21 protein-coding genes are annotated in these 26,159 nt (G+C 63.1%); 13 read left to right on the top strand and 8 right to left on the bottom strand.

Translation table 11 applies throughout. The annotated features are described in order from the left end of the window. Positions 1 to 137 precede the first annotated feature (137 nt). From ACMGE0_RS02680 to ACMGE0_RS02655, 6 genes are all read left to right on the top strand, one after another. Positions 138 to 1,412, top strand: coding sequence for a TadE/TadG family type IV pilus assembly protein (locus tag ACMGE0_RS02680; RefSeq protein WP_436814309.1), 1,275 nt, complete (start codon positions 138 to 140; stop codon positions 1,410 to 1,412). Positions 1,413 to 1,781: 369 nt separating this feature from the next. Next, positions 1,782 to 4,244 (top strand): glycogen/starch/alpha-glucan phosphorylase, encoded by a 2,463-nt coding sequence (locus ACMGE0_RS02675; RefSeq protein WP_436814308.1) that lies wholly within the window; start codon positions 1,782 to 1,784, stop codon positions 4,242 to 4,244. Further along, the gene (gene glgB / locus ACMGE0_RS02670; RefSeq protein WP_436814307.1) at positions 4,244 to 6,457 is read left to right on the top strand and encodes a 1,4-alpha-glucan branching protein GlgB; all 2,214 of its coding nucleotides are present in this window, start codon (positions 4,244 to 4,246) and stop codon (positions 6,455 to 6,457) included. Before ACMGE0_RS02675 ends, glgB begins: the two co-directional genes overlap by 1 nt. A gap of 10 nt (positions 6,458 to 6,467) precedes the next feature. After that, positions 6,468 to 7,730, top strand: a complete 1,263-nt coding sequence (gene glgC / locus ACMGE0_RS02665; RefSeq protein ID WP_436814306.1) for a glucose-1-phosphate adenylyltransferase — start codon at positions 6,468 to 6,470, stop codon at positions 7,728 to 7,730. Then, the gene (gene glgA, locus ACMGE0_RS02660) at positions 7,730 to 9,187 is read left to right on the top strand and encodes a glycogen synthase GlgA (protein WP_436814305.1); all 1,458 of its coding nucleotides are present in this window, start codon (positions 7,730 to 7,732) and stop codon (positions 9,185 to 9,187) included. The genes glgC and glgA overlap by 1 nt, the downstream gene beginning before the upstream one ends. A 2-nt stretch (positions 9,188 to 9,189) precedes the next feature. Next, on the top strand, positions 9,190 to 10,818 hold the full coding sequence (locus ACMGE0_RS02655) for an alpha-D-glucose phosphate-specific phosphoglucomutase (RefSeq protein ID WP_436814304.1): 1,629 nt from the start codon (positions 9,190 to 9,192) through the stop codon (positions 10,816 to 10,818). A gap of 170 nt (positions 10,819 to 10,988) precedes the next feature. Here ACMGE0_RS02655 and ACMGE0_RS02650 read toward each other — a convergent pair whose 3' ends face one another. Continuing rightward, on the bottom strand, positions 10,989 to 11,426 hold the full coding sequence (locus ACMGE0_RS02650) for an FKBP-type peptidyl-prolyl cis-trans isomerase (protein WP_436814303.1): 438 nt from the start codon (positions 11,424 to 11,426) through the stop codon (positions 10,989 to 10,991). Between the two features lie 230 nt (positions 11,427 to 11,656). Here ACMGE0_RS02650 and glgX point away from each other — a divergent pair, with 230 nt between their 5' ends. From glgX to ACMGE0_RS02630, 4 genes are all read left to right on the top strand, one after another. Next, a complete protein-coding gene (gene glgX / locus ACMGE0_RS02645) occupies positions 11,657 to 13,609 on the top strand; it encodes a glycogen debranching protein GlgX (protein ID WP_436814302.1) in 1,953 nt (650 codons plus the stop codon). A gap of 76 nt (positions 13,610 to 13,685) precedes the next feature. After that, positions 13,686 to 14,171: a MaoC family dehydratase gene (locus ACMGE0_RS02640; RefSeq protein ID WP_436814301.1), complete on the top strand. Its 486-nt coding sequence runs from the start codon at positions 13,686 to 13,688 to the stop codon at positions 14,169 to 14,171. Positions 14,172 to 14,173: 2 nt separating this feature from the next. After that, on the top strand, positions 14,174 to 15,232 hold the full coding sequence (locus ACMGE0_RS02635) for a DUF2332 domain-containing protein (RefSeq protein ID WP_436814300.1): 1,059 nt from the start codon (positions 14,174 to 14,176) through the stop codon (positions 15,230 to 15,232). A gap of 77 nt (positions 15,233 to 15,309) precedes the next feature. Continuing rightward, positions 15,310 to 16,551 carry a class I SAM-dependent methyltransferase gene (locus tag ACMGE0_RS02630; protein ID WP_436814299.1) on the top strand — a complete coding sequence of 414 codons (1,242 nt, stop codon included), beginning with the start codon at positions 15,310 to 15,312 and terminating at the stop codon, positions 16,549 to 16,551. A gap of 14 nt (positions 16,552 to 16,565) precedes the next feature. Here the strand turns inward: ACMGE0_RS02630 and ACMGE0_RS02625 are convergent, their stop codons facing one another. The 5 genes from ACMGE0_RS02625 to ACMGE0_RS02605 form a co-directional block, all read right to left on the bottom strand. Next, positions 16,566 to 16,874, bottom strand: a complete 309-nt coding sequence (locus tag ACMGE0_RS02625; RefSeq protein WP_436814298.1) for a hypothetical protein — start codon at positions 16,872 to 16,874, stop codon at positions 16,566 to 16,568. A gap of 66 nt (positions 16,875 to 16,940) precedes the next feature. Next, positions 16,941 to 17,510 carry a sarcosine oxidase subunit gamma gene (locus ACMGE0_RS02620; protein WP_436814297.1) on the bottom strand — a complete coding sequence of 190 codons (570 nt, stop codon included), beginning with the start codon at positions 17,508 to 17,510 and terminating at the stop codon, positions 16,941 to 16,943. Further along, complete coding sequence (locus ACMGE0_RS02615) at positions 17,503 to 20,481, bottom strand: sarcosine oxidase subunit alpha (RefSeq protein WP_436814296.1); 2,979 nt, start codon at positions 20,479 to 20,481, stop codon at positions 17,503 to 17,505. Before ACMGE0_RS02615 ends, ACMGE0_RS02620 begins: the two co-directional genes overlap by 8 nt. Further along, positions 20,478 to 20,834 (bottom strand): sarcosine oxidase subunit delta, encoded by a 357-nt coding sequence (locus ACMGE0_RS02610; RefSeq protein WP_436814295.1) that lies wholly within the window; start codon positions 20,832 to 20,834, stop codon positions 20,478 to 20,480. Before ACMGE0_RS02610 ends, ACMGE0_RS02615 begins: the two co-directional genes overlap by 4 nt. Before the next feature lie 321 nt (positions 20,835 to 21,155). After that, complete coding sequence (locus ACMGE0_RS02605) at positions 21,156 to 22,409, bottom strand: sarcosine oxidase subunit beta family protein (protein WP_436814294.1); 1,254 nt, start codon at positions 22,407 to 22,409, stop codon at positions 21,156 to 21,158. Between the two features lie 297 nt (positions 22,410 to 22,706). On the opposite strand from ACMGE0_RS02605, the gene rpsU reads away from it, so the two are divergent. The 3 genes from rpsU (at position 22,707) to ACMGE0_RS02590 (ending at position 25,433) form a co-directional block, all read left to right on the top strand. Next, a complete protein-coding gene (gene rpsU, locus ACMGE0_RS02600) occupies positions 22,707 to 22,934 on the top strand; it encodes a 30S ribosomal protein S21 (RefSeq protein WP_436814293.1) in 228 nt (75 codons plus the stop codon). 176 nt (positions 22,935 to 23,110) lie between these two features. After that, positions 23,111 to 23,998: a tetratricopeptide repeat protein gene (locus ACMGE0_RS02595; RefSeq protein ID WP_436814292.1), complete on the top strand. Its 888-nt coding sequence runs from the start codon at positions 23,111 to 23,113 to the stop codon at positions 23,996 to 23,998. 151 nt (positions 23,999 to 24,149) lie between these two features. After that, positions 24,150 to 25,433, top strand: coding sequence for a TadE/TadG family type IV pilus assembly protein (locus ACMGE0_RS02590; RefSeq protein ID WP_436814291.1), 1,284 nt, complete (start codon positions 24,150 to 24,152; stop codon positions 25,431 to 25,433). Between the two features lie 57 nt (positions 25,434 to 25,490). On the opposite strand, the gene ACMGE0_RS02585 is transcribed toward ACMGE0_RS02590, so the two are convergent. Both ACMGE0_RS02585 and ACMGE0_RS02580 read right to left on the bottom strand, forming a co-directional pair. Beyond that, on the bottom strand, positions 25,491 to 25,895 hold the full coding sequence (locus ACMGE0_RS02585; RefSeq protein ID WP_436814290.1) for a PIN domain-containing protein: 405 nt from the start codon (positions 25,893 to 25,895) through the stop codon (positions 25,491 to 25,493). Then, positions 25,885 to 26,115 (bottom strand): AbrB/MazE/SpoVT family DNA-binding domain-containing protein, encoded by a 231-nt coding sequence (locus ACMGE0_RS02580; RefSeq protein WP_436814289.1) that lies wholly within the window; start codon positions 26,113 to 26,115, stop codon positions 25,885 to 25,887. The genes ACMGE0_RS02585 and ACMGE0_RS02580 overlap by 11 nt, the downstream gene beginning before the upstream one ends. Positions 26,116 to 26,159 lie beyond the last annotated feature (44 nt).

Genomic DNA, 26,159 nt, shown 5'->3' with positions numbered 1-26,159 from the left:
ATCCGCCTCGTTTTGACGCTGATTCTTTGAAATCATTAAGATTTTAAGGTTTCGCTTAGCCCTTCCTATACCCGCGCCCGCTAGAACACGCCCAGCAAATGTTCGAATGCGCTGGACGGGCGATGGGGGCCACGGTGATGAAGCATACTCTTTTCTCGCGGTTGCTGAGGGACCGCGGCGGCAATTTCGGCATCATGACCGCCGCAATGCTCCCCGTTCTCCTCGGCGTGGCCGGCGTCGCGATCGACGTGACGAATGCCATGCAGGAAAAGAACCGGCTTCAGGCGCTCGCCGATGCGGCGACGCTCGCCGCCGCTTCGGCGATGGCCGACACGGGTGAGATGACCGAGGCGGAGGCCGAGACAATGGCCACGAACTACTTCCTCGGCCCCGAACTCGAGAACCAGAAGAACAAGGGCGCAAGCGACGCCGAAAATGCGGATACCAGAAAAGCGCTCGAAGAGGCCATGCAGGTCACCGCAACGACCACCGCTTCCTCGAACACGGCGGCCAGCTATGAAGTCCGCATGAAGCTGAACTATGATTTGCCGCTCAACGGTTTGACGGGCGTGCTTGGCTTCAAGACGATAAAAATCGCTGTGGAAAGTTATGCCCAGAGCGGCCGCGAGGGCAACGCGCTCTCCATGTATCTGGCGCTGGACGAGTCCGGCTCGATGAAGGACTATACCTCGACAGTCAATCCCGCACAGCCGACCAAGCAGGAATCCTATCCCTGCGGGTGGAAGACCTGTTACCGTACAGTGCCGAACTATCTCACCAAGATGGCCTCATTGAAGGCGGCTGCCGCAGCCATGTTCGCCGAACTTGACAAGGCCGATCCGAACAAGGAGCTGATCCGTGTCGGCGGCGACTCCTACACCCACGAGACCAAGACCGAGCAGAAGATCCAGTGGGGAACCACGGATATCGCGGCCTATGTGAAGAAACTGCCGGAACCGCCGTCGGGCGGCACCGATGCCAGCGGCGCGATGACCAATGCGTTGAATGCATTGAAGAAGGCCAACGCCACCGAAAAGACCGCTCACGACGGCAAGGGAAACACGAACTTCGATCGTTACATCGTCCTCATGACCGACGGCGAAATGACCGGCAACAGCAGTTCGTGGAACTCCACGATCGACAAGAAGGTCCGCGCCCTCTGCGATCAGGCGAAGACCGACGGCCTCACGGATGCGGAGAAGGCGGACGGGATTTCGGAAGAGGAAAAGGCCCGGGGCATCAAGATTTACGCGATCGCCTTCATGGCTCCGCAGAAAGGCAAGGAGTTGCTGAACTACTGCGCCAGCGGCGAGGACTACTACTACGAACCGACCAACATGACCCAGCTCGTGCAGAGCTTCGGCGAGATCGCCCGCAAGGCCGCCAAGACCGGCACCCGCCTGACGAACTGATCTCCCGCCGGAAACGGCTTTCATCAACGCCCCGCCTTGCCGGCGGGGCAGCTTGTTGAGAAAGCTCCGGTCTTATTCGGCGTCATCCTCGGCCTTGTGCCGAGGATCTATAAACATCAATGGCTTGCAGATGCTCGGGACAGGCCCGAGCATGAGGGAAGAGAAGTTCTCGCCTTGCCGGCAGTCCAACCCCGCCCCTACCGGCGGGGCGTTTTGTTTTTGCCGGGGGACACAGTTCGTCCAAGTTTCACAAAGATAAAACGACCGTTGCAACAGTGTCATAACGGTGCATAAACTGTGCCTATACATCATGCCAGATGGACTGAACCGGACGCCTCCCTCCCCGCTCCACCAGAAAGTTGGCGACTTATGAACAAAACGTCTTCCACGGTCGAAATCCCGCAGCCCGCCCCCCGCAGTTCCCGCCCCGAGATCATGGCGGAAGAGATCATCGAACGCCTGACCTACCGTATCGGCAAGGACGCCAAGGTCGCCAAGCCGCACGACTGGCTGACGGCGACGATCCTCGTCGTGCGCGACCGCATCATCGACAAATGGATGGAGAGTACCCGCAAGGTCTACCGGACCGGCGACAAGCGCGTCTATTACCTCTCGCTCGAATTCCTGATCGGCCGGCTGATGCGCGACGCCGTCACCAATATGGGCCTCATGCAGGAAATCCGCGACGCCCTCGGCTCGCTCGGCGTCGATATCGACCTGATCGCCGGGCTCGAGCCGGATGCGGCCTTGGGCAACGGCGGCCTCGGCCGTCTCGCCGCCTGTTTCATGGAGAGCATGGCGACGGTCGACATCCCGGCCTATGGCTACGGCATCCGCTACATCCACGGCCTCTTCCGCCAGCAGATGGCCGACGGCTGGCAGGTGGAACTGCCGGAAACCTGGCTCGCCCACGGCAACCCGTGGGAATTCGAGCGCCGCGAAAGCTCCTACGAGATCGGCTTCGGCGGCGCGGTGGAGACGGTCGGCGGTTATGACGAAACGCCCCGCTACGTCTGGAAGCCGGCCGAACGGGTCATCGCCATGGCCTATGACACGCCGATGGTCGGCTGGCGGGGCAAGCGCGTCAATACGCTGCGTCTCTGGTCGGCCCAGCCGATCGACCCGATCCTGCTCGACGCCTTCAACGCCGGCGACCATATCGGCGCGCTGCGCGAGAGCAACAAGGCGGAAAGCCTGACCCGCGTGCTTTACCCCGCCGACGCCAATCCGGCCGGCCAGGAACTGCGCCTGCGCCAGGAATTCTTCTTCTCCTCCGCCTCTCTTCAGGACATTTTGCGGCGTCACCTGCAGCAGTATCCGGACTTCACCAACCTGCATGAGAAGGTGGCGATCCAGCTCAACGACACGCATCCCGCGGTCTCGATCGCCGAACTGATGCGGCTTCTGACCGACATCCACGGCATGGATTTCGAGCAGGCCTGGGAGATCACCCGCCAGACCTTCTCCTACACCAACCACACGCTGCTGCCGGAAGCTCTGGAAAGCTGGCCGGTGCCGCTCTTCGAGCGCCTCCTGCCGCGCCACATGCAGATCGTCTATGCGATCAACGCCCGGATCCTGCTCGAAGCCCGCAAGCAGAAGAGCTTTTCGGACACCCAGATCCGCTCGATCTCGCTGATCGACGAAGCGGGCGAGCGGCGCGTGCGCATGGGCAATCTCGCCTTCGTCGGCTCGCATTCGGTGAACGGCGTCTCGGCGCTTCACACCGATCTGATGAAGGTCACGGTCTTTTCCGACCTCCACACGCTCTATCCGGCCCGCATCAACAACAAGACCAACGGGATCACGCCGCGCCGCTGGCTGATGCAGTGCAACCCCGCGCTCACCTCGCTCATCCAGGAAGCGATCGGCGACAAGTTCCTGGACGATACGGAAGCCTTGAGAGCCCTCGATGCCCATGCCGACGACACGACCTTCCAGGAGAAGTTCGCCGCCGTGAAGCGGGCCAACAAGGTGGCGCTCGCCAATCTCGTCGGCAGCCGCATGGGCGTCCGGCTCGATCCGTCGGCCCTGTTCGACATCCAGATCAAGCGCGTCCACGAGTACAAGCGCCAGCTTTTGAACATCGTCGAAGCCGTGGCGCTCTACGATCAGATCCGCTCGCATCCGGAAATGGACTGGATCCCGCGCGTCAAACTCTTCGCCGGCAAGGCGGCGCCGAGCTATCACAACGCCAAGCTCATCATCAAGCTCGCCAACGACGTGGCGCGCGTCATCAACAACGACCCCGCCGTGCGAGGTCTGCTGAAGGTCGTCTTCGTGCCGAACTACAACGTCTCGCTCGCCGAGATCATGGTTCCGGCAGCCGATCTTTCCGAGCAGATTTCGACGGCCGGCATGGAAGCGTCGGGCACCGGCAACATGAAGTTCGCGCTGAACGGCGCTCTGACGATCGGCACGCTCGACGGGGCCAATGTCGAGATGCGCGATCATGTCGGCGAGGAGAACATCGTCATCTTCGGTTTGAAGGCCGACGAGGTGGCCAAGGTCCGCGCCGACGGCCACGATCCCCGCGCCATCATCGAGAAGTCGCGCGAGCTCGCCCAGGCGCTGAACGCGATCGCGACCGGCGTCTTCTCGCCGGACGACCGCTCCCGCTTCACCGACCTGATCGACGGCATCTACAAACACGACTGGTTCATGGTCGCCGCCGATTTCGACGCCTATGCGGAAGCCCAGCGCCATGTTGACCAGATATGGACCGACCCTAGATCCTGGTATTCCAAGACCATACGCAATACCGCCCGGATGGGATGGTTCTCGTCCGACAGAACTATTCGCCAGTACGCGTCGGAAATCTGGAGAGCCTGATGAAGAAATCGCCGCGCGTCGATGACGGAAGAGCCCCAGGTGAAATTCCGTTATCCGAGATCGAGGCGATTTTGGAAGGCAGGCACACCAATCCGTTCGCCGTCCTCGGGCTCCACAAGCTCGGGGACGGGTTCAGGGCCCGGTGTTTCGTTCCGGGTGCCGAAGCGGTCACCGCCCTGGCGCTCAACGGAACCGAACTCGGGGAACTCACCCGCCGCCACGAGGCCGGATATTTCGAAGGCCCGGTCAACGCCGCCCACCTCCAGCCCGTCCGTTACCGCGCCCGCCGCGGCGACGACGAATGGGCGGTGACCGACCCCTATTCGTTCGGCCCCGTGCTCGGCCCGATGGACGACTATTTCGTCCGCGAGGGTTCGCACCTGCGCCTTTTCGACAAGATGGGCGCCCATCCGATAAAGCACGAGGGCGTCGAAGGTTTTCACTTCGCCGTCTGGGCGCCGAATGCGAAGCGCGTCTCCGTCGTCGGCGAGTTCAACAACTGGGACGGCCGCCGGCACGTGATGCGCTTGAGGGTGGATACCGGCATCTGGGAAATCTTCGCCCCGGATGTGCGTGCCGGCTCCGCCTATAAGTTCGAAATCGTCGGCAAGAACGGCAAGCTCCTGCCGCTCAAGGCCGACCCCTATGCCCGGCGCGCCGAACTCAGGCCGGATACCGCTTCCGTCACGGCGCAGGAACTCGCACAGAAATGGGAGGATGCGGCACACCAGGAATTCTGGTCGAAGGCCGATCATCGCCGCCAGCCGATCACCATCTACGAGGTGCATGCCGGCTCCTGGCGCAGGAAGCCGGACGGTTCCTTTTTGAGCTGGGACGAGCTCGCCTCCGAACTCATCCCCTATTGCACCGACATGGGCTTCACCCATATCGAGTTCCTGCCCATCACCGAGCACCCGTTCGACCCGTCCTGGGGCTACCAGACAACCGGGCTCTTCGCGCCGACGGCCCGCTTCGGCGAACCGGAAGGCTTTGCCCGCTTCGTCAACGGCTGCCACAAGGTCGGCATCGGCGTCATCCTCGATTGGGTGCCGGCGCATTTCCCGACCGACGAGCACGGCCTGCGCTGGTTCGACGGCACCGCCCTTTACGAGCATGCGGACCCGCGCAAGGGTTTCCATCCCGACTGGAACACGGCGATCTACAATTTCGGCCGTATCGAGGTCCTCTCCTATCTCGTCAACAATGCGCTTTACTGGGCGGAGAAATTCCATCTCGACGGCCTGCGCGTCGATGCGGTCGCCTCCATGCTCTACCTCGATTATTCGCGGAAAGAAGGCGAATGGGTACCGAACGAATATGGCGGACGCGAGAACCTGGAAGCGGTGCGCTTCCTCCAGAAGATGAATTCTCTCTCCTACGGCGCCCATCCCGGCGTGATGACGATCGCTGAGGAGAGCACTTCCTGGCCGAAGGTTTCGCATCCCGTCCACGAAGGCGGCCTCGGCTTCGGCTTCAAATGGAACATGGGCTTCATGCACGACACGCTCTCCTATCTGAAGCGCGAGCCCGTGCACCGCAAGCACCATCACAACGAGATCACCTTCGGCCTTCTTTACGCGTGGTCGGAGAATTTCGTGCTGCCGCTGTCCCATGACGAGGTGGTGCATGGCAAAGGCTCGCTGATCGCCAAGATGGCCGGCGACGACTGGCAGAAATTCGCGAACCTGCGCGCCTATTATGCCTTCATGTGGGGTTATCCCGGCAAGAAGCTGCTCTTCATGGGCCAGGAATTCGCCCAGTGGGCGGAGTGGAGCGAGAGCCGCGAGCTCGACTGGAACCTGCTTCAATACCATCCGCACGAGGGCATGCGCCGCCTGGTGCGCGACCTGAACTTCTGTTACCGCTCCAAGCCCGCCCTGCATGCCCGCGATTGCGAGGCCGACGGTTTCCGCTGGCTGATGGCCGACGACGCGGAAAATTCCGTCTTCGCCTGGCTCCGGATGGCGCCGGGAGAAAAGCCCGTGGCGGTGATCAGCAACTTCACCCCCGTCTACCGGGAAAATTTCCGCATCCCCTTGCCAAACGAGGGAAGATGGCGGGAAATCCTGAATACGGACGCGGAGATTTATGGCGGCAGCGGCAAGGGCAATGGCGGTCGCGTTCAGGCGGTGAACGCGGGAGGAACCGTTTACGCCGAAGTGACGCTGCCGCCGCTTGCGACGATCATGCTGGAACTGGAACAACAGGCATAGGGAGGAACGAATGAACGAGAAGAGAATCCAGCCCCTGTCGCGCGATGCGATGGCCTATGTGCTGGCCGGTGGCCGGGGAAGCCGCCTCAAGGAGTTGACCGACCGGCGCGCCAAGCCCGCCGTCTATTTCGGCGGCAAGGCGCGCATCATCGATTTCGCGCTCTCCAACGCGCTGAACTCCGGCATCCGCCGTATCGGCGTCGCAACCCAGTACAAGGCCCATTCGCTGATCCGCCACATGCAGCGCGGCTGGAACTTCTTCCGTCCCGAGCGCAACGAGAGCTTCGATATCCTGCCCGCCTCGCAGCGCGTCTCCGAGACTCAGTGGTACGAGGGCACGGCCGACGCGGTGTACCAGAACATCGACATCATCGAGGCCTATGCCCCGGAATACATGGTCATCCTCGCGGGCGACCACGTCTACAAGATGGACTACGAATACATGCTCCAGCAGCATGTGGACAGCGGCGCGCAAGTGACGGTCGGCTGCCTGGAAGTGCCGCGCATGGAAGCGACCGGCTTCGGCGTCATGCATGTCAACGAGAAGGACGAGATCATCGATTTCGTCGAGAAGCCCGCCGATCCTCCCGGCATTCCCGGCAATCCGGAATTCGCGCTTGCCTCGATGGGCATATACGTATTCCACACCAAGTTTCTGATGGACATCCTGAAGCGGGATGCCGACACGCCCGGCTCCAGCCGCGATTTCGGCAAGGACATCATTCCCTATATCGTCAAGCACGGCAAAGCCGTCGCCCACCGTTTCGCCAGTTCCTGCGTCCGCTCCGATTTCGAGCGCGAGCCCTACTGGCGCGACGTCGGCACGATCGATGCCTATTGGCAGGCCAATATCGACCTGACCGCCGTAACCCCCGAGCTCGACATTTACGATAAGTCCTGGCCGATCTGGACCTATGCGGAGATCAGCCCGCCGGCGAAATTCGTCCATGACGACGAGGACCGCCGCGGCTCGGCGGTTTCTTCCGTCGTTTCGGGCGACTGCATCATCTCCGGCTCGACGCTCTACCGCAGCCTGCTCTTCACCGGCGTGCGCGCCAACTCCTATTCCCGCCTCGAAGGCGCCGTCATCCTGCCGAACGTCCGTATCGGCCGGCGCGCCCAGCTTCGCGATGTTGTCATCGATCACGGTGTAACCATTCCGGAAGGCCTGGTTGTCGGCGAGGACCCGGAACTCGATGCGAAACGCTTCCGCCGCACCGGGAACGGCATCTGCCTGATCACCCAGACGATGATCGACAAGTTGGATTTGTAATGCAGGTTCTTTCGGTTGCGTCCGAAGTCTATCCGCTGGTCAAGACAGGCGGACTGGCCGACGTGGCAGGCGCTCTGCCGCTTGCCTTGAAGAGCCATGGCGTTTCGGTGAAGACGCTGATGCCGGGCTATCCGGCCGTCATGAGCACGATCGGAAACGCCACGCTGCGCATGAGCTTCGAGAGCCTCCTCGGCGCGAAAGCCGAGGTGCTGGAAGTCGAGCACCAGGGCCTCGACCTCCTGATCCTCGATTCGCCGACCTTCTTCGACCGGCCCGGCGGACCTTACGCGGATGCCGCCGGCAAGGACCATGTCGACAACTGGCGGCGGTTTGCGGCTCTCTCGAAAGTGGGAGCGGTCATCGCCCAGGGAGGAATGGCCGAGGGGAAAACAGGCTGGCGGCCGGATCTTGTGCATCTGCACGACTGGCAGTCGGCCATGGTGTCCGCCTATATGCGCTATGCGGCGGAGCCGGAAATCCCGAGCCTCATCACCATCCACAACATCGCTTTCCAGGGCCGTTTCGGCGCCGACATCTTCCCCTATCTCGAACTGCCGCCGCATGCGCTCGATATCGACGGCATCGAATATTTCGGCGGCGTCGGCTATCTGAAGGCCGGGCTGCAGACGAGCGGCGCGATCAGCACGGTCAGCCCTTCCTACGCCGAGGAAATCCTCACACCCGAATTCGGCATGGGCCTCGAAGGCCTGCTTGCCTATCGCGCCGCCGATCTCCACGGCATCGTCAACGGCATCGACCCCGACATCTGGAATCCCGCCACCGACCACGCCGTGAAGAGCAACTATACCGCCGCCACCCTGAAGGCCCGCGCCGAGAACAGGCAGGCGGTCGCCGAGCGCTTCCGTCTGGACCAGGACGACGGGCCGCTCTTCTGCGTCGTCTCGCGGCTCACCTGGCAGAAGGGCATGGATATTCTGGCGGAAGCCGCCGACGATCTCGTCGCGCTCGGCGCAAGGCTTGCCGTCCTCGGCTCCGGCGACAAGGTGCTCGAAGAAGCCTTCCACGCTGCCGCCACCCGCCATCCGGGCCGCGTCTCGGTGCTTTCCGCCTACGACGAGCCGCTGTCGCATCTCATGCAGGCGGGCAGCGATGCCATCATCATCCCCTCCCGCTTCGAACCTTGCGGGCTGACGCAGCTTTACGGCCTCCGTTACGGCTGCATTCCTGTGGTCGCTCGCACCGGCGGCCTTAATGATACCGTAATAGACGCCAATCCAGCGGCTCTCGCCGCGCGCACGGCGACCGGAGTGTCCTTCGGTCCCGTGACCGTGGAGAGCCTGCGCCGGGCGCTGCGCCGCACGGTCCGTCTCTATTCCGAGCCGAAAGTGTGGACGCAGATGCAGAAGCAGGGCATGAAATCCGATGTCTCCTGGGAAAAGAGCGCCGGCCTCTATGCCGGGCTCTTTCAGAATCTCCTTGCAAGAAAAGGTTCCTGACCATGATCAAGACCGTCCGCACCGCCCCCTATCAGGATCAGAAGCCCGGCACCTCCGGCCTGCGCAAGAAAGTCCCGGTCTTCGCCCAGGAGAACTATGCGGAGAACTTCATCCAGTCGATCTTCGACAGTCTGGAAGGTTTCGAAGGCAAGGCGCTGGTGATCGGCGGCGACGGCCGCTACTACAACCGCGAGGTCATCCAGAAGGCGATCAAGATGGCCGCGGCCGCCGGTTTCGGCAAGGTCATGGTCGGCAAGGGCGGCATTCTTTCGACGCCCGCCGCTTCCAACGTCATCCGCAAATACAGGGCCTTCGGCGGCATCGTGCTGTCGGCCAGCCACAATCCCGGCGGTCCGACCGAGGATTTCGGCATCAAGTACAATATCGGCAACGGCGGCCCGGCGCCGGAAAAGATCACCGACGCGATCTTCGCCCGTTCGAAGGTCATCGACACCTACAAGATCGCCGATGTGGACGATGTGAACCTCGACGAGATCGGCTCCTTCAAGGTGGCCGGCATGGAGGTCGAGGTGATCGATCCGGTCGCCGACTATGCCGAGCTGATGGAACAGCTTTTCGATTTTTCCGCCATCCGCGCACTGATCGCCAGCGGCGTCCGCATCGCGATGGACAGTATGGGCGCCGTCACCGGTCCCTATGCCAAGGAGATCTTCGAAAACCGCCTCGGCGCGCCGGAAGGCTCGGTGCGCAACTTCACGCCGCTGCCGGATTTCGGCGGCCATCATCCGGACCCGAACCTCGTCCATGCCAAGGAACTCTATGACGACGTCATGAGCCCGGACGGTCCGCATTTCGGCGCAGCCTCGGACGGCGACGGCGACCGCAACATGATCGTCGGCAAGGGCATGTTCGTGACGCCGTCCGACAGCTTGGCGATCATCGCGGCGAATGCCACCGTCGCCCCCGGCTATGCCAAGGGCATCGCCGGCATCGCCCGCTCCATGCCGACCAGCGCCGCCGCCGACCGCGTCGCCGAAAAGCTGAAGATCGGCATGTACGAGACGCCGACCGGCTGGAAGTTCTTCGGCAATCTGCTCGACGCCGGCAAGGCGACCGTCTGCGGCGAGGAAAGTTTCGGCACCGGCTCGGACCACGTCCGCGAGAAGGACGGCCTCTGGGCGATCCTCTTCTGGCTGAACATCATGGCCGCCCGCAACGAAAGCGTCGCCGAGATTGTCAAGAAGCACTGGGCCGAATACGGCCGCAACTACTATTCCCGCCACGATTACGAGGAGGTGGATTCGGATGCGGCAAACGGCCTGATGACGGCATTGCGCGAGCAGCTTGCCACCCTTCCCGGCCGGACCTTCGGCCGTCTCAAGGTCGGTTCTGCCGACGACTTTGCCTATCACGACCCGATCGACGGTTCGGTCTCGAAGAACCAGGGCATCCGCATCCTCTTTGAGGGCGGCTCCCGCATCGTCTTCCGCCTCTCCGGCACCGGCACGTCCGGCGCCACGATCCGCGTCTATGTGGAGCGATACGAGCCCGATCGGGCACGGCACGGGATAGAGACGCAAGAAGCGCTCGCCGACCTCATCGCCATCGCCGACCAGATTTCCGAACTGAAGAAGCGCACCGGCCGGGACAAGCCGAGCGTCATTACGTAATATTTTTGCCCCTCACCCTAACCCTCTCCCCGCTCGCGGGGAGAGGAGACGTGCTTCATGCAACGTCCAATGGGTAGGAAGCCGACACGGCACATTCCTTCTCCCCGCAAGCGGGGAGAAGGTCGCGGCAGCGGGATGAGGGGCAAGCCTCCCACCTGCCTACAAAGCCCTCATGCGGCCCTGACGATTTCCACCAGTTCGACGTCGAAGACGAGGTCTTTGCCCGCAAGGGGATGGTTGGCATCGACGGTCACGACCTGATCGCTGACCTCGGTGACGACGAGCGGGATCGTGTTGCCGTCCGGTGTTCTGCTCTGCAGCTGCAGGCCCGGATGCACGTCGATATTGGACGGCACGGCCGAGCGGGGAAGCGCGTGCACCTTGGCCGGATCATGCGCCCCATAGGCCGCCTCGGCCGGGACGGTCACCGTCTGATGCGTGCCGAGTTCCATGCCGTCGACTTCCTTGTCGAGCCCCGAAATGATCTGCCCGGCGCCGACCACGAACTCCAGCGGAGGTCGCCCGTTCGACGAGTCGAACTCGGTGCCGTCGGTGAGTTTTCCAATATAGTGAATCCGGACTGTGTCGCCGCTTTTTGCTTGCGTCATCTGTCTGGCCCTCTTGTTTGAGGTTTGAAGGTGACCGCATACGGATGATTGATACGGCCGGCGAAATGGCCTTTTCCTTCGACCGCCCCAAGCCTAGGGAAATCGGCCGTCCAATGCAAATTAGGGCGGCAATGGCTTTCGGGACAGGGAGCGGCTGGTGCATTTTCACGATGAATTCACCATAAGGAGGGATGCTGGTCAGGCATGGCGCAACAGGGACGGACGACCGCATGGCTCTTTCATCGCTCGGAGCGACGCTGACTGCGGATGGTTGCGATTTTGCAATATGGTCGCATCACGCGTCCAGGATCGAGCTCTGCCTCTTCGACGCCGAAGGCAAACGCGAAACCGCCCGCCATCGCCTGGTCCGCGGCCGCGACGACATCCACCGCGTCTCTGTCCCGGCGATAACGGCCGGGCAGCGTTACGGCTACCGCGCCTGGGGCGCCTACGATCCGGACAACGGCGCCTGGTTCGATCCCTCGAAGCTGCTGGTCGATCCCTATGCCCGCGAGCTCGACCGCCCTTTCCGGCACGACCCGAAGCTTTCCCTCTTCGGCGTGGACACCGCCGATCTGGTACCGAAGGCGATCGTCACCCGCGATCCGCTCGCCAAGATCGGCAAGCCGCTCCTGCCGCCCGGCGGCTTCATCTATGAGGTCGCGGTCAAACCCTTCACCATCCTGCACCCGGCGATCCCCGAGAAACAGCGCGGCACGGTGGCGGCCCTCGCCCATCCGTCGGTGGTCTCCCATTTGAAGAAGCTGGGCGTCGATGCCATCGAGCTGATGCCGGTCACGGCCTGGATCGACGAGCGCCATCTGCCGTCGCTCGGCCTCGCGAACGGCTGGGGCTACAATCCGGTCGCCTTCATGGCGCTCGAGCCGCACCTCTGCCCCGGCGGCGTGAAGGAGCTGCGCGAGACGGTCGCGGCGCTGCACCAGGCCGGCATCGGGGTGATCCTCGACCTCGTCTTCAACCATACGGGCGAAAGCGACCGCTACGGCGCGACGCTTTCCATGCGCGGCCTCGACAATCTCTCCTATTACCGCCATGTGCCCGGCGAGCCCAGGGGGGAACAGGTACATCTCGTCAACGACACCGGCACCGGCAACACGGTCGCCTGCGACCAGCCTCATGTCCGCCGGCTGATCGTCGATACGCTCCGGCATTTCGTCGTGCATGCCGGCGTGGACGGCTTCCGCTTCGATCTTGCCCCCGTCATCGGCCGCACGGCGGATGGCTTCGATCCGCAGAGCCGGACGCTGAACGCCATGATCTCCGACGAGGCGCTGAAGGACCGCGTGCTGATCGCCGAGCCCTGGGACATCGGCCCCGGCGGCTACCAGCTCGGCAACTTCCCCGAGCCTTTCCTCGAATGGAACGACCGCGCCCGTGACGATATCCGCCGCTACTGGCGCGGCGACCGATGGACGACCGGCGCGCTCGCCACAAGGCTTGCCGGCTCGTCGGATATCTTCGAAAAATCCGGCCGCACCCGCACGGTCAATTTTCTCGCGGCCCATGACGGCTTCACGCTGATGGACCTCGTCTCCAACGAGGAAAAGCACAACGAGGCGAACGGCGAGCAGAACCGCGACGGACACGGCGAGAATTTCTCCTGGAACAACGGCGTCGAGGGCGAGACGGACGATCCGGCCGTCCTCGAACTGCGCCGCCGCGACGTCGCCGCCCTTCTCTCCACGCTCTTCGCCAGCCGCGGCTCCGTCATGCTGACCATGGGCGACGAGGCCGGCCGCTCGCAGCGCGGCAACAACAACGCCTATGCCCAGGACAACGAAATCACCTGGTTCGATTGGGCGAAGATCGACAAGACGCTGATCGAGCATACCGCAACGCTCGCCGCCATCCGGAAGCGCTTCGCGGTGTTCTCCGAAACCGGCTTCCTCACCGGCCAGGGCGATGTCGAATGGCTGGCGGCCTCCGGCGAACCTATGCAGGTCGCCGACTGGGAAAGCCCGGACAATCCCGCCCTCGGCATGGCTTTGAAGACGCTCGACCGCCAGACCGGCAAGGAAACCCGCCTCGCCATCCTCTTCAACCGCGGCGATCAGCCGGTCGCCTTCGCCCTGCCCTGCTGGGGCTGGAAACATTTCCCCTCCCGCGAGCTCTGGAACCAGGTCCTGCCTCCCCGCTCCGTCTGCTTCTGCATTGAGGAATGATGCGGTGCAAAAAACGCTCGCCAACCTCCCCAAGTCCTGTAAAGTCCGGCATCTGTTACGAGATCAGTGAGGTCGCATGCGTGAAATTTCGCTCGCCGAAGTGGAGAGCCTGGTCGGGACGGAGGTTGGCGTTTCGGAATGGATCACCGTCGATCAGCCGACGATCGACATGTTTGCCGACGCGACCCACGATCACCAGTTCATCCATGTCGATCCCGAGCGCGCCCTGGCCGAAAGCCCCTTCGGCGGCACGATCGCCCACGGCTTCCTGACGCTGTCGCTGCTTTCCGCGATGAACTTCGATTGCGTGCCGAAGATCCGCGAGCAGACCATGGGCATCAATTACGGTTTCGACCGGGTTCGCTTCATGTCGCCGGTGAAAAGCGGCAGCCGCATCCGCGGCCGCTTCACGCTCGCCGAGACGCGCTTCCGCGGCGCCGGCATGCTGATGACCACCTACGAGGTCGCGGTCGAGATCGAGAACGAGAAGAAACCGGCGCTGACGGCCACCTGGATCACCATCGTCCAGTTCGACCCGAAGGACCGGCCGGAAGGCGCTTGACCATGGCCTCCGAAGCTGAAATCCTGCAGGCTTTCCGCGATCAGGCGGTCGCGGGCAACACGCTCGGCTCGCCCTTCACCGCAAGGCTCTGCACGCTGGTGGTCGAACGCCTCGACCGCTCGACGAAGGTGGGCGAAAGGATACTCAACTGGGAAGGCGATCCGGGCGTCAGGGGCGACCTGCTGCCCGCGCGCCTTGCCGGCGCTCTGCACGCGTTGATCCTCGACGGCAAGGACGACGCGCTGAAATCGGTCTATCCGCCGAACGCGGCCGGCGACGACACGCTGTGGCCGGAAATCCTCCGCGCCTTCAGGGAGCACGAAGGCTTCATCCTTGAGCGCCTTCGCTTCGCGCCGCAGACCAACGAGGTCCGCCGGTCGAGTGCGCTGCTTGCCGGCTTCCTCACGATCTCCGACCTGTTCGGAAAACCGCTGATCCTGTCGGAATTCGGCGCCAGCATGGGCCTCAATCTCAACTGGGATCGCTACCATCACGATCTCGGCGGCCTCCTCTGGGGCGATCCCGCCTCGCCGGTCAGGCTCAAGCCGGATTGGCACGGCCCGTCGCCCCCGCGCGCCGAAATCGCCGTGCAGGACCGCGCCGGCTGCGACCTCAACCCGCTCGACCCGAATTCGCCGGAAGATACTTTGCGCCTCCTCTCCTATCTCTGGGCCGATCAGGCCGACCGCGTGGAGCGCACCCGGGCAGCACTGGAAATCGCCCGCGCCAACCGTGTTCTCGTCGAAAAGGGCGATGCGCTCGCCTGGCTGAAGGAGAAGCGCCTCGCGGCCCTCACGCCCGGCACGGTGCACGTCGTCTACCATTCGATCGCCTGGCAGTACCTGCCGCCGGAGGCCCGCGCCAAGGGCGAAGCTATCGTCGCCGAGGCCGGCGCCCGAGCGACGGAAGAGGCACCGCTGGCCCGCCTGCAGATGGAGGCCGACGGCAATCCGGACGGCGTGACGCTCAGCCTTGAGGTCTGGCCGACCGGCGAGACCCGGGAACTCGGCCGCACCGATCCGCACGGCCGGTGGGTCAAGTGGAAGGGCTGGGAGAGGTAGGGCGCCGCACGCGAAGTGTTGATCGCAAATCTCGAAGCTTGATGCTAGCTTCTCCCCCAGTGGTCGGGGAGAAGCTAATGTTTCCGCTGTCGCATATGATGAAGTCCTTCATCCGCCGTGGTCGCCTGACGGTCATCGATGCGGAGGGCAACCGCCATGTATTTGCCGGGACGCCCGGCCCGTCGGTGACCATGCGGCTGACGGACAAACGGCTCTACCGGACACTGGTGTTCAATCCCGAACTGGCGGCAGGCGAAGCCTATATGGATGGCACGATGCGGTTCGAGGAAGGCTCGACGCTGCGCGATTTCCTGACGCTGTTTTCCGTCAACCGGCTGTCGCTCGGCTCCTATCCGCTGCAGAAGATCCTGCGCAGCATCAAAATGCGCTTCCGCAAGCGGCAGCAATCCAACCGCAAGGGCCAGGCACAGCGGAACGTTGCGCACCATTACGATCTCGGCAACGACTTCTACAAACTGTTTCTCGATGAGAACATGCTCTATTCCTGCGCCTATTTTCGCGAGCCGACCGAGACGCTGGAACAGGCGCAACGCAACAAGCTGCGGCTGCTGGCGAGCAAGCTCTGCCTCAGGCCCGGCATGAAGGTGCTCGATATCGGCTGCGGCTGGGGCGATCTCGCGCTTTACCTCGCCAAGCTGGAAGACGTCGCGGTCGTCGGCGTCACCCTGTCGAAGGAACAGCAGGCGCTGGCCTCCGCACGCGCGGAAGCGGCGGGACTCGGCGACCGTGTCCGCTTCGAGCTCAAGGATTACCGGGATGTGACGGAAAAATTCGACCGCATCGTTTCGGTCGGCATGTTTGAGCATGTCGGCGTGCATCACTACGACGAGTTCTTCGCCAAGCTGAACAGCCTGATGCCGGACGACGGGCTGGCATTGCTGCATTCGATCGGCCACATGAGCCCGCCCGGCATGGCAAGCCCGTGGCTGCGCAAATACATTTTTCCGGGCGCCTATTCGCCGGCCCTGTCGGAAGTCTTCGAGGTGGTGGAGCGCAACAGCCTGTGGGTGACCGATCTCGAATTCCTGCGCCTGCATTACGCCACGACACTCGCCCACTGGGCAGAACGGTTCGAAAAGAACCGGGATGCCGTCATCGCCCTTTATGACGAGCGTTTCGCCCGCATGTGGGAATTCTACCTCATCAGCGCCGAGATGATGTTCCGCACCGGCAGTCAACTGGTCTTCCACATGCAGCTCTCGCGCTCGCGTGATGCAGCACCGATCGTTCGCGACTACATCACCGACAAGCAACGCGCCTATATCGACCGGGAAGCAGCTTTAAACCTCTCCCTGTGAAGCGCCCGCGCTGCCTAGACGCCCATCTCCATCAGCACGAAGCCCAGCATCGGCGGCACCGCCGCGCCGATCAGGATATTGGCGGTCATGGGGGCGGAAAGCCCGAGCACGGCACCGGAGACACCCGCTCCGACAAGGGCTGCGAGCGGCATGGCGAGGCTTCGGTCGAAGCCTGGAACAAAATAGGCGGCAATCGCCGCCAGCGCCGCCACCGCCGCGACGAGAACGCCCTTCCAGAGCTCTATCTTGGTAAGCTTCGCCGCGATCGCACCGCCAATGACCGCCACGGCAAAGCCGAGCCCCATCAGTTGAATATGGTCCATGAATGCCCTCCCCGTTTCAACGCGAGAGTGCTGTTCCTGAACGGCAAGTCAAGTCAGGCTATCGTCTTACAACGCCGCATCCTGCGCGCCTTCGGCAAGCAGGCCGAAGGCATAATCGGAGAAGGACCGCCACACTTCCACCCGGAAGGCATCCTCCGCAGTCCGGAGCAGCACGATCTCCACCTTGGCGAGAACGGTCCGCGAGCAGGCTCCGACGGGAAAGGCTGCAAGCGAAAGGTCCTGCGGGCAGCCGGCATTGATGGCTCCCGCAGCACCCGGACCGGAAACCAGGATCGCCGTATTGCGATGGGAAATATCGACCGCCGAATGCGGGGCGCCGGAAGAGGCTGCGGCCTCCATCAGTTCTCCCTTGCCCTCGTCGATCACCAGCCACTCGTCCGGGCCGAGCCAGAGCGCCGTGCGCCCCTTGGCCACGGCGGACGTCTTCGGCTTCACAGGCAGATCGAGCCCGAGCGCGCGGGAAAGAGCGGCCACGTCGTCGGCGCCGGCCCGCAACGAGATACGCTCGGCCGGTGGTGCGGCCTCCAGCCGGACCACCGAGGAACCGCCATGAAAGCCTGCGAGCGGGAGAGCGCGGCCCGCATCGGCCCTGAGTTTAGCCCCGGAATTACGCATTGATGCGGCCTCCTTCCTTGTCGAAGAACACCATGTCGGTGACTTCCACCGCGATCGTCCTATCCTTCATCGGCACGTAGAGCGTCTGGCCGATGCGCGCCCTGCCGCCGGCCACCAGCGCGATGGCGATCGAGCGGCCGCAATTCTCCGACCAGTAGGCGGAGGTGACATGCCCGAGCATGGTCATCGGCTTCGGCTGGTTCGGGTCGGCGACGATCTGCGCCCCCTCCTCCAGCACGTCGCTCGGCTTGTTGGTCAAGAGCCCGACGAGCTGCTTGCGGCCGTCCCGCACGAGGTCCGGGCGCTTCAAGCCGCGAATGCCGACGAAATCCGTCTTCTTCTTGGAAACCGCCCAGGAGAGCCCGGCATCGTCCGGCGTCACCGTTCCGTCCGTATCCTGGCCGACGATGATATAGCCCTTCTCGGCGCGCAGCACGTGCATGGTCTCCGTGCCGTAAAGGCAGGCGCCCATGGCTTCCGCGCGCTCCCAGATCGCCTTCCAGACCGCCGGACCGTAATCGGCCGGCACGTTGACCTCGAAGCCGAGCTCGCCGGTGAAGGAAACGCGGAAGAGCCGTGAGGGAACGCCCATAACCGTGCATTCCGCCACGCTCATATGCGGGAAGGCTTCGTTGGAGATATCCACGCCGTCCACGAAAGGCTGGATGATCTCGCGCGCCTTCGGACCCTGCACCGCGATCACCGCCCATTGTTCGGTCGTGGACGTCAACCAGACCTTCAAGTGCGGGAATTCCGTCTGGAGATAGTCTTCCATATGGTGCAGCACGCGCGGCGCGCCGCCGGTCGTGGTCGTCACGTGGAAGCGGTCTTCGGCAAGCCTGCCCACGACGCCGTCGTCATAGACGAAGCCGTCCTCGCGGGTCATGATGCCGTAGCGGCATTTGCCCGGCTTCAGCGTATCCCAGGCGTTCGTGTAGAGAAGGTTGAGGAATTGCGCCGCATCAGGCCCCACCACCTCGATCTTGCCGAGCGTGGAAGCGTCGAACACGCCCGCCGCCTCGCGCACCGTGCGGCACTCGCGGTTGACGGCAGCCGCCATGTCCTCGCCGCGCTTCGGGAAATACCATGCGCGCTTCCAGTTGCCGACATCCTCGAACTCCGCCCCCTCGGCCGCCTCCAGCGCGTGCATCGGCGTTTTGCGGGCGGGGTCGAAGAGATCGCCGCGCGAGTGGTTGATGAGCGTGCCGTAGGTGACCGGCGTATAGGGCGCGCGGAAGGTGGTGAGCCCCACCTGCGGGATCGGCCGGTCGAGCACTTCCGCCGCGATCGCCAGGCCGTGCATGTTGGAAAGCTTGCCCTGGTCAGAGGCCATGCCGTTCGTCGTGAAGCGCTTGATGTGCTCGATCGAGTGCATGCCCTCGCGCACCGCAAGGCGGATGTCCTTGGCCGTCACGTCGTGCTGGAAGTCGATGAAGGCCTTCACGACCGTATCCGGCCCGGCGCCTTCCGCAGCACCGATCATGCCGCCCGTCCATTCGAACCGGTTCTCGCCGGAAAGCGCAACGGAGCCGCGACCGGCCGCGATGGCCTCGTCGATCAGTTCGGCAAGATCGTCCGTGCCGTTGCAGCCGCCGATCGAAACGCAATCCTGCGCATAGATGTCAGGCAGGAAACGCTGCCCTTTCTCGTCGAAGCGCAGCTTGCCGCGCGACTGGGAGAACAGGTGGACCGAAGGCGTCCAGCCGGCCGAAACGATCAGCGCGTCCACCTTGATCTTGCGGGCATTCGAGCCGCCGTTGCGCACCACCGTCATCGAGGAGATGCGCAGCCGGCCGAAAGTATCCGTCACCGAATGACCAGTCAGCACGTCGATGCCGAGCGAACGCGCCTCCGCCAGCACGGCCTCGCCTGGCTGCGCGCGGCAATCGACGATGGCCGCGATCGAAATGCCGGCGCGCTTCAGGTCGAAGGCCGCCTCGTAGGCCGAATCGTGGGCCGTGTAGACGCCCACATTGCGGCCCACGGCCACGCCGTGGTGGTTGAGGAAGGTGCGTGCGGCCGACGCCAGCATGATGCCCGGCCGGTCGTTGTTGGAAAACACCATATGCCGCTCGATCGAGCCGGTGGCGAGGATGACGCGGCTTGCGCGCACCTGCCACAGCCGCTCGCGCGGGCTGCTCTTGCCCGGCCGCGCCAGATGATCCGTGACGCGTTCCACCAAACCGAGAAAGCCGTGATTGTAGTAGCCGAACACCGTCGTGCGGGTCAGCACCGTCACGTTCGGCATGGTCTTGAGCTTCGCGGCCGCGGCCTGCGCCCATTCATAGCCGTTCTGGCCGTCGATCGTGGTCGCGCCATCCGCATGCAGCGCGCCACCGACTTCCGGCTGCTCGTCGACCAGGATGACCGAGGCTCCAGTCGCCGCGGCCGAAAGGGCGGCCGTCAGGCCCGCCACGCCCGCGCCGGCGATCAACACGTCGCAATGGGCATAGCGGTTGGCGTAGTGGTCCGGGTCCTCTTCCGTCGGCGCGACGCCGAGACCGGCCGCGCGGCGGATGAAGGGCTCGTAGACCTTCATCCAGGCTTCCTTCGGCCACATGAAGGTCTTGTAGTAGAAGCCCGCGGCGAAGAAGGGCGAGAGCAGGTCGTTGAAGGCTCCGACATCGTATTTCAGCGACGGCCAGCGGTTCTGCGAGGAGATCTTCGCACCGTCGAACACTTCCTGCACGGTCGCCCGCACGTTCGGCTGCCGGCGGGCGGCATCGCGAGAAACGTCGATCAGCGCGTTCGGCTCCTCGGCGCCTGCGGAAAGAATGCCGCGCGGCCGGTGATATTTGAACGAACGCCCGACGAGATGCACCCCGTGTGCAAGCAGCGCAGAGGCGACCGTATCGCCTTCCATCGCCGTGTAGCTCTTGCCGTCGAAGGTGAAACGCGCCGTGCGGGCGGGCGTCAGACGGCCTGCGCCCTTGATGCGGAACGCACCGGTATTCTTGGAGGAAGCGCTCATCGGGCGTCTCCTTCCGTCGCTTCCCAGGTCTCGACGGTCTTTTCCTCGGCGATCGCCGTTGCTTCTTCCGCCGCCGGAACCGGCTGCTTGGGAAGACCTGCCTTGTAGGTCATCAGGAACCTGTCGCTCACCGTGTCGCGCGCCGCATTGAAGAAGCGGCCGCAGCCATGGATGTGCCGCCAGCGCTCATAGGTGAGGCCCTTCTCGTTGTTGCGCAGGAAGAAATACTCGGCGAACTCCTCGTCGGTGATCGCCGCGATGTTTTCAGGACGCGCGATATGGGCCTCGCCCGCCCAGCGGAATTCGAGCTCCGAGCGCGCTTCCTCGCAATAGGGGCAGTGGATCAGAAGCATGCGGAACTCCGGCGTTGGAAAGAGGCAGGTAAACGAGGCTGGCTCCCTCTAATCTCCCCCCTTGAGGGGGAGATGTCAGCGAAGCTGACAGAGGGGGGTAGCAACGGTGCGGCAACAGCAGTCGAAAAATGCAGAGAGTGGGATACCCCCCTCTGCCCTGCCGGGTATCTCCCCCTCAAGGGGGGAGATCGATATGCCGCAACGTCTTCAGACCTCTCCACGTTCGAATGGAGCAAGTCTCCTCTCCCCGCAGGCGGGAAGAGGGTTATGGTGAGGGGCAAACGCGGGCGATGAGCAGAAACGGAAGCCATCTCTCACCCCTCAATGCGCAACCGCCGCAGCCGCCGCCTCGTCGATCAGCCGCCCGGTGCGGAAGCGATCGAGATTGAGGCCCGCGGCCAGGCGGTGTGGCTCGCCCCTGGCGATGAGATGCGCGAAGAGGTTCGCCGAGCCCGGCGTCGCCTTGAACCCGCCGGTTCCCCAGCCGCAATTGACGAAGAGGCCCGGAACCGGCGTCACGCCCTGGATGGGCGAACGGTCCGGCGTGTTGTCGGTGATGCCGCCCCACTGGCGCATCATCTTCACCCGGCGGAAGATCGGGAAAAGTTCGCAGATCGCGTCCAGCGTATGTGTGATGATCTGCAACCCGCCGGTCTGCGAATAGGAATTGTACTGGTCCGTGCCCGCGCCGATCACCAGCTCGCCCTTGTCGGATTGCGAGATATAGGCATGCACCGTGTTCGACATGACGACGCAGGGAAAGATCGGCTTCAGCGGCTCTGAAACCAGCGCCTGCAGCGGATTGGAATGAAGCGGCACGCGCACGCCCGCCATTTCCATGACGACCGAGGAATGGCCGGCGGCCGAAACGCCCACCTTCTTGGCGCCGATGAAGCCGCGCGTCGTCTCGACGCCCTGCACCTCGCCGTTAGGCCCGCGGCGGATGCCGGTCACCTCGCAGTTCTGGATGATGTGGACGCCGCGATCGGCGGCCGCGCGCGCATAGCCCCAGGCGACCGCATCATGACGGGCCGTGCCGCCGCGACGCTGCAGTGCAGCACCATTGATCGGGTAGCGCGCCGTCTTGGAGATATCGAGCGGCGGACAATATGCCTTCGCCTGCTCCGGCGTCAGCCATTCGTTATCGATGCCATAGAGCCGGTTCGCATTGATATGGCGCTTGAACGACTGCTGGTCGTGCACGTTGTGCGACAGCATCATCACGCCGCGCGGCGAATACATGACGTTGTAATTGAGCTCCTGGCTCAAGCCCTCCCAGAGCTTCAGCGAGTGCTCGTAGATGTCCATGCTCTCTTCATAGAGATAGTTGGAGCGGATGATGGTGGTGTTGCGGCCGGTATTGCCGCCGCCGAGCCAGCCCTTCTCGATCACCGCGATATTGGTGATGCCGTGCTCCTTGGCGAGATAATAGGCGGCACCCAGCCCGTGCCCGCCCGCCCCGACGATGACCACGTCATAGGCGCTGCGCGGCTCCGGCGAGGTCCATTGCGCCTCCCAGCCCTTGTGGGCACGCATAGCCTCGCGGGCTATGGCGAAAACCGAATACTTGCGCATCTCGCCCTTCAAACTCCCTGTCCGACGGTATCGTGGGTAGAGCCATACCCATCGCAAATCAATATGCGCCGCAATGGCTGTTTTGCGACGCAGGAGGCGATTGTTTCGACACGCGGCGAAACGGCGGCTCCCGGTGCGAATTTCGCGAGAGTTTGAGCGGGAAACGTCTGGACTTCCTCCATCGCTTCTGTTATCTGCGTTCCCCAATCGCACGGCTTCAGGCCGGGCGGACGTTATTCTTTTCGCCTCGAATCGTACCGATCCAGGCGGACAAACAACCAAAGGAACGGGATTCACGTGCAGGTACTAGTTCGCGACAACAACGTCGATCAGGCGCTCCGCGCTCTCAAGAAGAAGATGCAGCGCGAAGGCATTTTCCGCGAAATGAAGATGCGCGACTACTATGAGAAGCCGTCGCAGAAGCGCGCGCGCGAAAAAGCAGAAGCTGTTCGTCGCGTCCGCAAGCTGGCCCGCAAGCGCGCTCAGCGCGAAGGTCTCATCGCCGGCCCCCGCACCGGCCGTTGATCGGCCGCTTTTTCGACGTTTTCCTGTGCTTTCAGGGCGGTGGCGACATGGGCGCCGCCGCTCTTTTGATTTGGTCCTGAATCGACTGCATGCCGCCCGAAAAAGGGAACCGGTTCAGGGTAACGGCATGCGGAAGAACGAAAAACGCTTTTGCCCGATACGAGGAACAGTGCCTGATGGCCGCAAAAACTGCCGTTCTGATTCGTGGAACCCAAATTTCCGGCCTCTCGACTATCGTTTCTCCCACACGCGGCAAAGCCGTCCTTTCCGCGGCGCTGATCGCGATCACGGCGCTTGCGGGCTGTTCGACGACCACGTCCATAGATACGATCACGGTCGATCGCGCCCAGGGGTCGGAAGAAAACATCGCTTCGCTTTCCTCCGTCATCAATGCCAATCCGCAGGATCCGGAAGGCTATAACGTGCGCGGTTCGGCTTACGGCCGCGCCGGCGAATTCCGCCGTGCGCTGGACGACTTCAACCGCGCCATCCAGATCAATCCGCAGTTCTACCAGGCCTATGCCAACCGGGCGCTCGTCTACCGCAACATGGGCAAGCCGGTCGAAGCCGCGAACGACTACAATCGCGCGCTGCAGATCGACCCGAACTACGACGTCGCGTATATAGGCCGCGGCAATATCTACCGTCAGGCGGGCCGCACCGATGAGGCCTTCAACGACTTCTCCAAGGCGATCGAGCTTGAAACGACCGATGGCCGCGCCTGGCACAACCGCGGCCTGATCTATCAGCAGCGCGGCCAGCATGCGCAGGCGATCGAGGATTTCTCCAAGGCGATCTCGCTCTCGCCCAATTCGGCCGAACCCTATAACGGCCGCGGCATCTCCTACGTGGCGCTGAACGACGACGACAACGCCTTCGCCGACTTCAACCACGCCATCGAGCTCAACGACAAGCTCGCCGAATCCTGGGCGAACCAGGCGCTGGTCTACGAGCGCCGCGGCGACAAGACCCGCGCCTACCGGTCCTATTCGCACGCCGTGCGCCTCGACCCGAACTACAAACCGGCCGTCGACGGCGCAGCCCGCACCCGGCCGACGAGCTGACGGCGACCAAGGAAATGTCGGGTTCTCGGCAGCCCGCGAGCGTGATGGAATGCATTTCTCGCAGCTTTGACTAAAGCCCGTAAACTATATCGCCTAACAAAGGCGTTACTGTTTCCAACTATTCTGCTCCCATCCAAGGTAAGGGCGCAGAATGCTTCTGAAACTCCTGAGCGACAGATCCGGTAACTTCGGCATCATGAGTGCCATCGTGCTCGTGCCGCTGATTGGTGTCGCGGGACTGGCCATCGACGTCACCGACGCCTTGTCGGTCAAGAGCCAGCTTCAGGGCGCCGCCGATGCGGCCGCGCTGGCGGCCGTCGCGGAAAGTTCGATCGGCGCGGCGGAAGCCATGAAGATGACTGACAACGGCGAGATCGCCGCCGCTATCGAAGATGCCGAAAAGGTCTTCAGCGCGCAGCTTGCCGCGGCGACCGGCTATTCGCTCAAAAGCAGCAAGGCCAGCGTCGTTCGGCAAGACAACCAGCTGAAAGCCGTGTTCACCTATTCCGCCACCGTGCCCACCACATTGCTGAAGGTGCTCGGCAAGCAGGAGATGACCGTGGCCGGCCAGGCGACGGCGGTATTCCAGACGGAGACGTTCCGGGACTTCTACCTGCTCCTCGACAACACGCCGTCCATGGGCGTGGGCGCCACGACCGCCGACATCGACAAGATGGTCGCCAACACGCCGGACCAATGCGCCTTTGCCTGTCATAGTATAAAGGACGGCGCCAACAGCTACTACAATCTCGCCAAGAAGCTTGGCGTGACGATCCGCATCAACGTCGTGGCCCAGGCAACGGCGGCATTGATGGACACGGCCGTGAAGACCCGCAAGAGCCCCAACCAGTTCCGCATGGCGGTCTATACATTCGGCGAGAAGGCGGAGGACACCAGGCTTCTGGAAGTCTCGTCCCTGACCGACAATCTCGCCGCCGCGAAAAGCAAGGCGTCGCTGATCGACCTGATGTCCATTCCCTACCAGAACTACGACGACGATCAGCAGACGAATTTCGACCGCGCCCTGAAGGATATCGGCGAGAAGATGGGAGCGCCCGGAACCGGCCTCTCGGCCGCCAGCCCCGAAAAGATCGTCTTCTTCGTTTCCGATGGCGTGGGTGACAGCGCCAAACCCTATGGCTGCACCAAGGAACTGAAGGGTAGCCGTTGCCAGGAGCCGATCGATACCAGGGCCTGCAAGGCTCTGAAGGACAAAGGCTACAAGATTGCGGTGCTTTACACGACCTATCTGCCGCTGCCGACGGACAAGTGGTGGAAGCGGTGGATCAGCCCCTTCCAGGACGAGATCGGCCCGCGCATGCAGGAATGCGCCACGCCCGGCTATTTCTTCGAAGTCAGCCCGTCGCAGGGCATCACGGAAGCGATGAACACGCTTTTCCTGAAGATCGTCAGCATGCCTAGGCTCGCAAGCTGAACAGCTTGCGGAACCGCCTGCCTCGCGCCGGGTGCCTGCCCGGCGACAAAGCCGGCCTCACAAAACATTTCGCAAGGGATTGACGATCGAAAGGCTCTCGATCCGCGTTCCGTGCTGAAGGTCTTCGGAAAACAATATGTCGCAGCCGGCGGAGAGCGCCGCGGCAGCGATCATCGCATCATAGGCCTGGAGGTTGAAACGCTCCGCCAATTCCAGACCCTTGTCATGAATTTCCAAGGTCACAGGCACGACCTTCAGGAGCGAGCGGACAACAGCAAGGAACGAATGGACCTCATCCGATGAAAAGCCCAGTTTCCGCCGGGCGACATGAGCGAATTTGTTGAGGACCTGGACGCTTATCGTACCGCCCAGGCCGACGGCGCGTTCGGCCGCGTCCGCCTTGCCTGCCTCGCCGGAGGCCAGATAGAGGAGGATGTTCGTATCGTAAAAATTACCGGGCATTCGCCTCGTCCCGATCGAACACGAAGTCCTCGGGAAGGCGGCCGCGGAATTTTCTCAACCGTTCGAGAAGTTCCTGCCGGTCCGGTTTGCGCGCCACTTCGAACTCACGCGCATCGACTGCCCGTATCTGGATCTCGTCACCTTCCTTGAGTTCAAGCGCCTCGACGACGGCGGCCGGCAACCGGACCGCGAGACTGTTGCCCCATTTGGAAACCCGCATGGAACCATCCTGGATAAACATTTCCAGGATGTATATCTAACATG

The sequence above is a fragment of the Neorhizobium descurainiae genome (assembly GCF_051400715.1).
In the GTDB taxonomy this organism is placed as follows: domain Bacteria; phylum Pseudomonadota; class Alphaproteobacteria; order Rhizobiales; family Rhizobiaceae; genus Neorhizobium.
The sequence above is the reverse complement of the archived record's forward strand: the minus strand, read 5'-3'. Positions and strand labels throughout refer to the sequence as shown.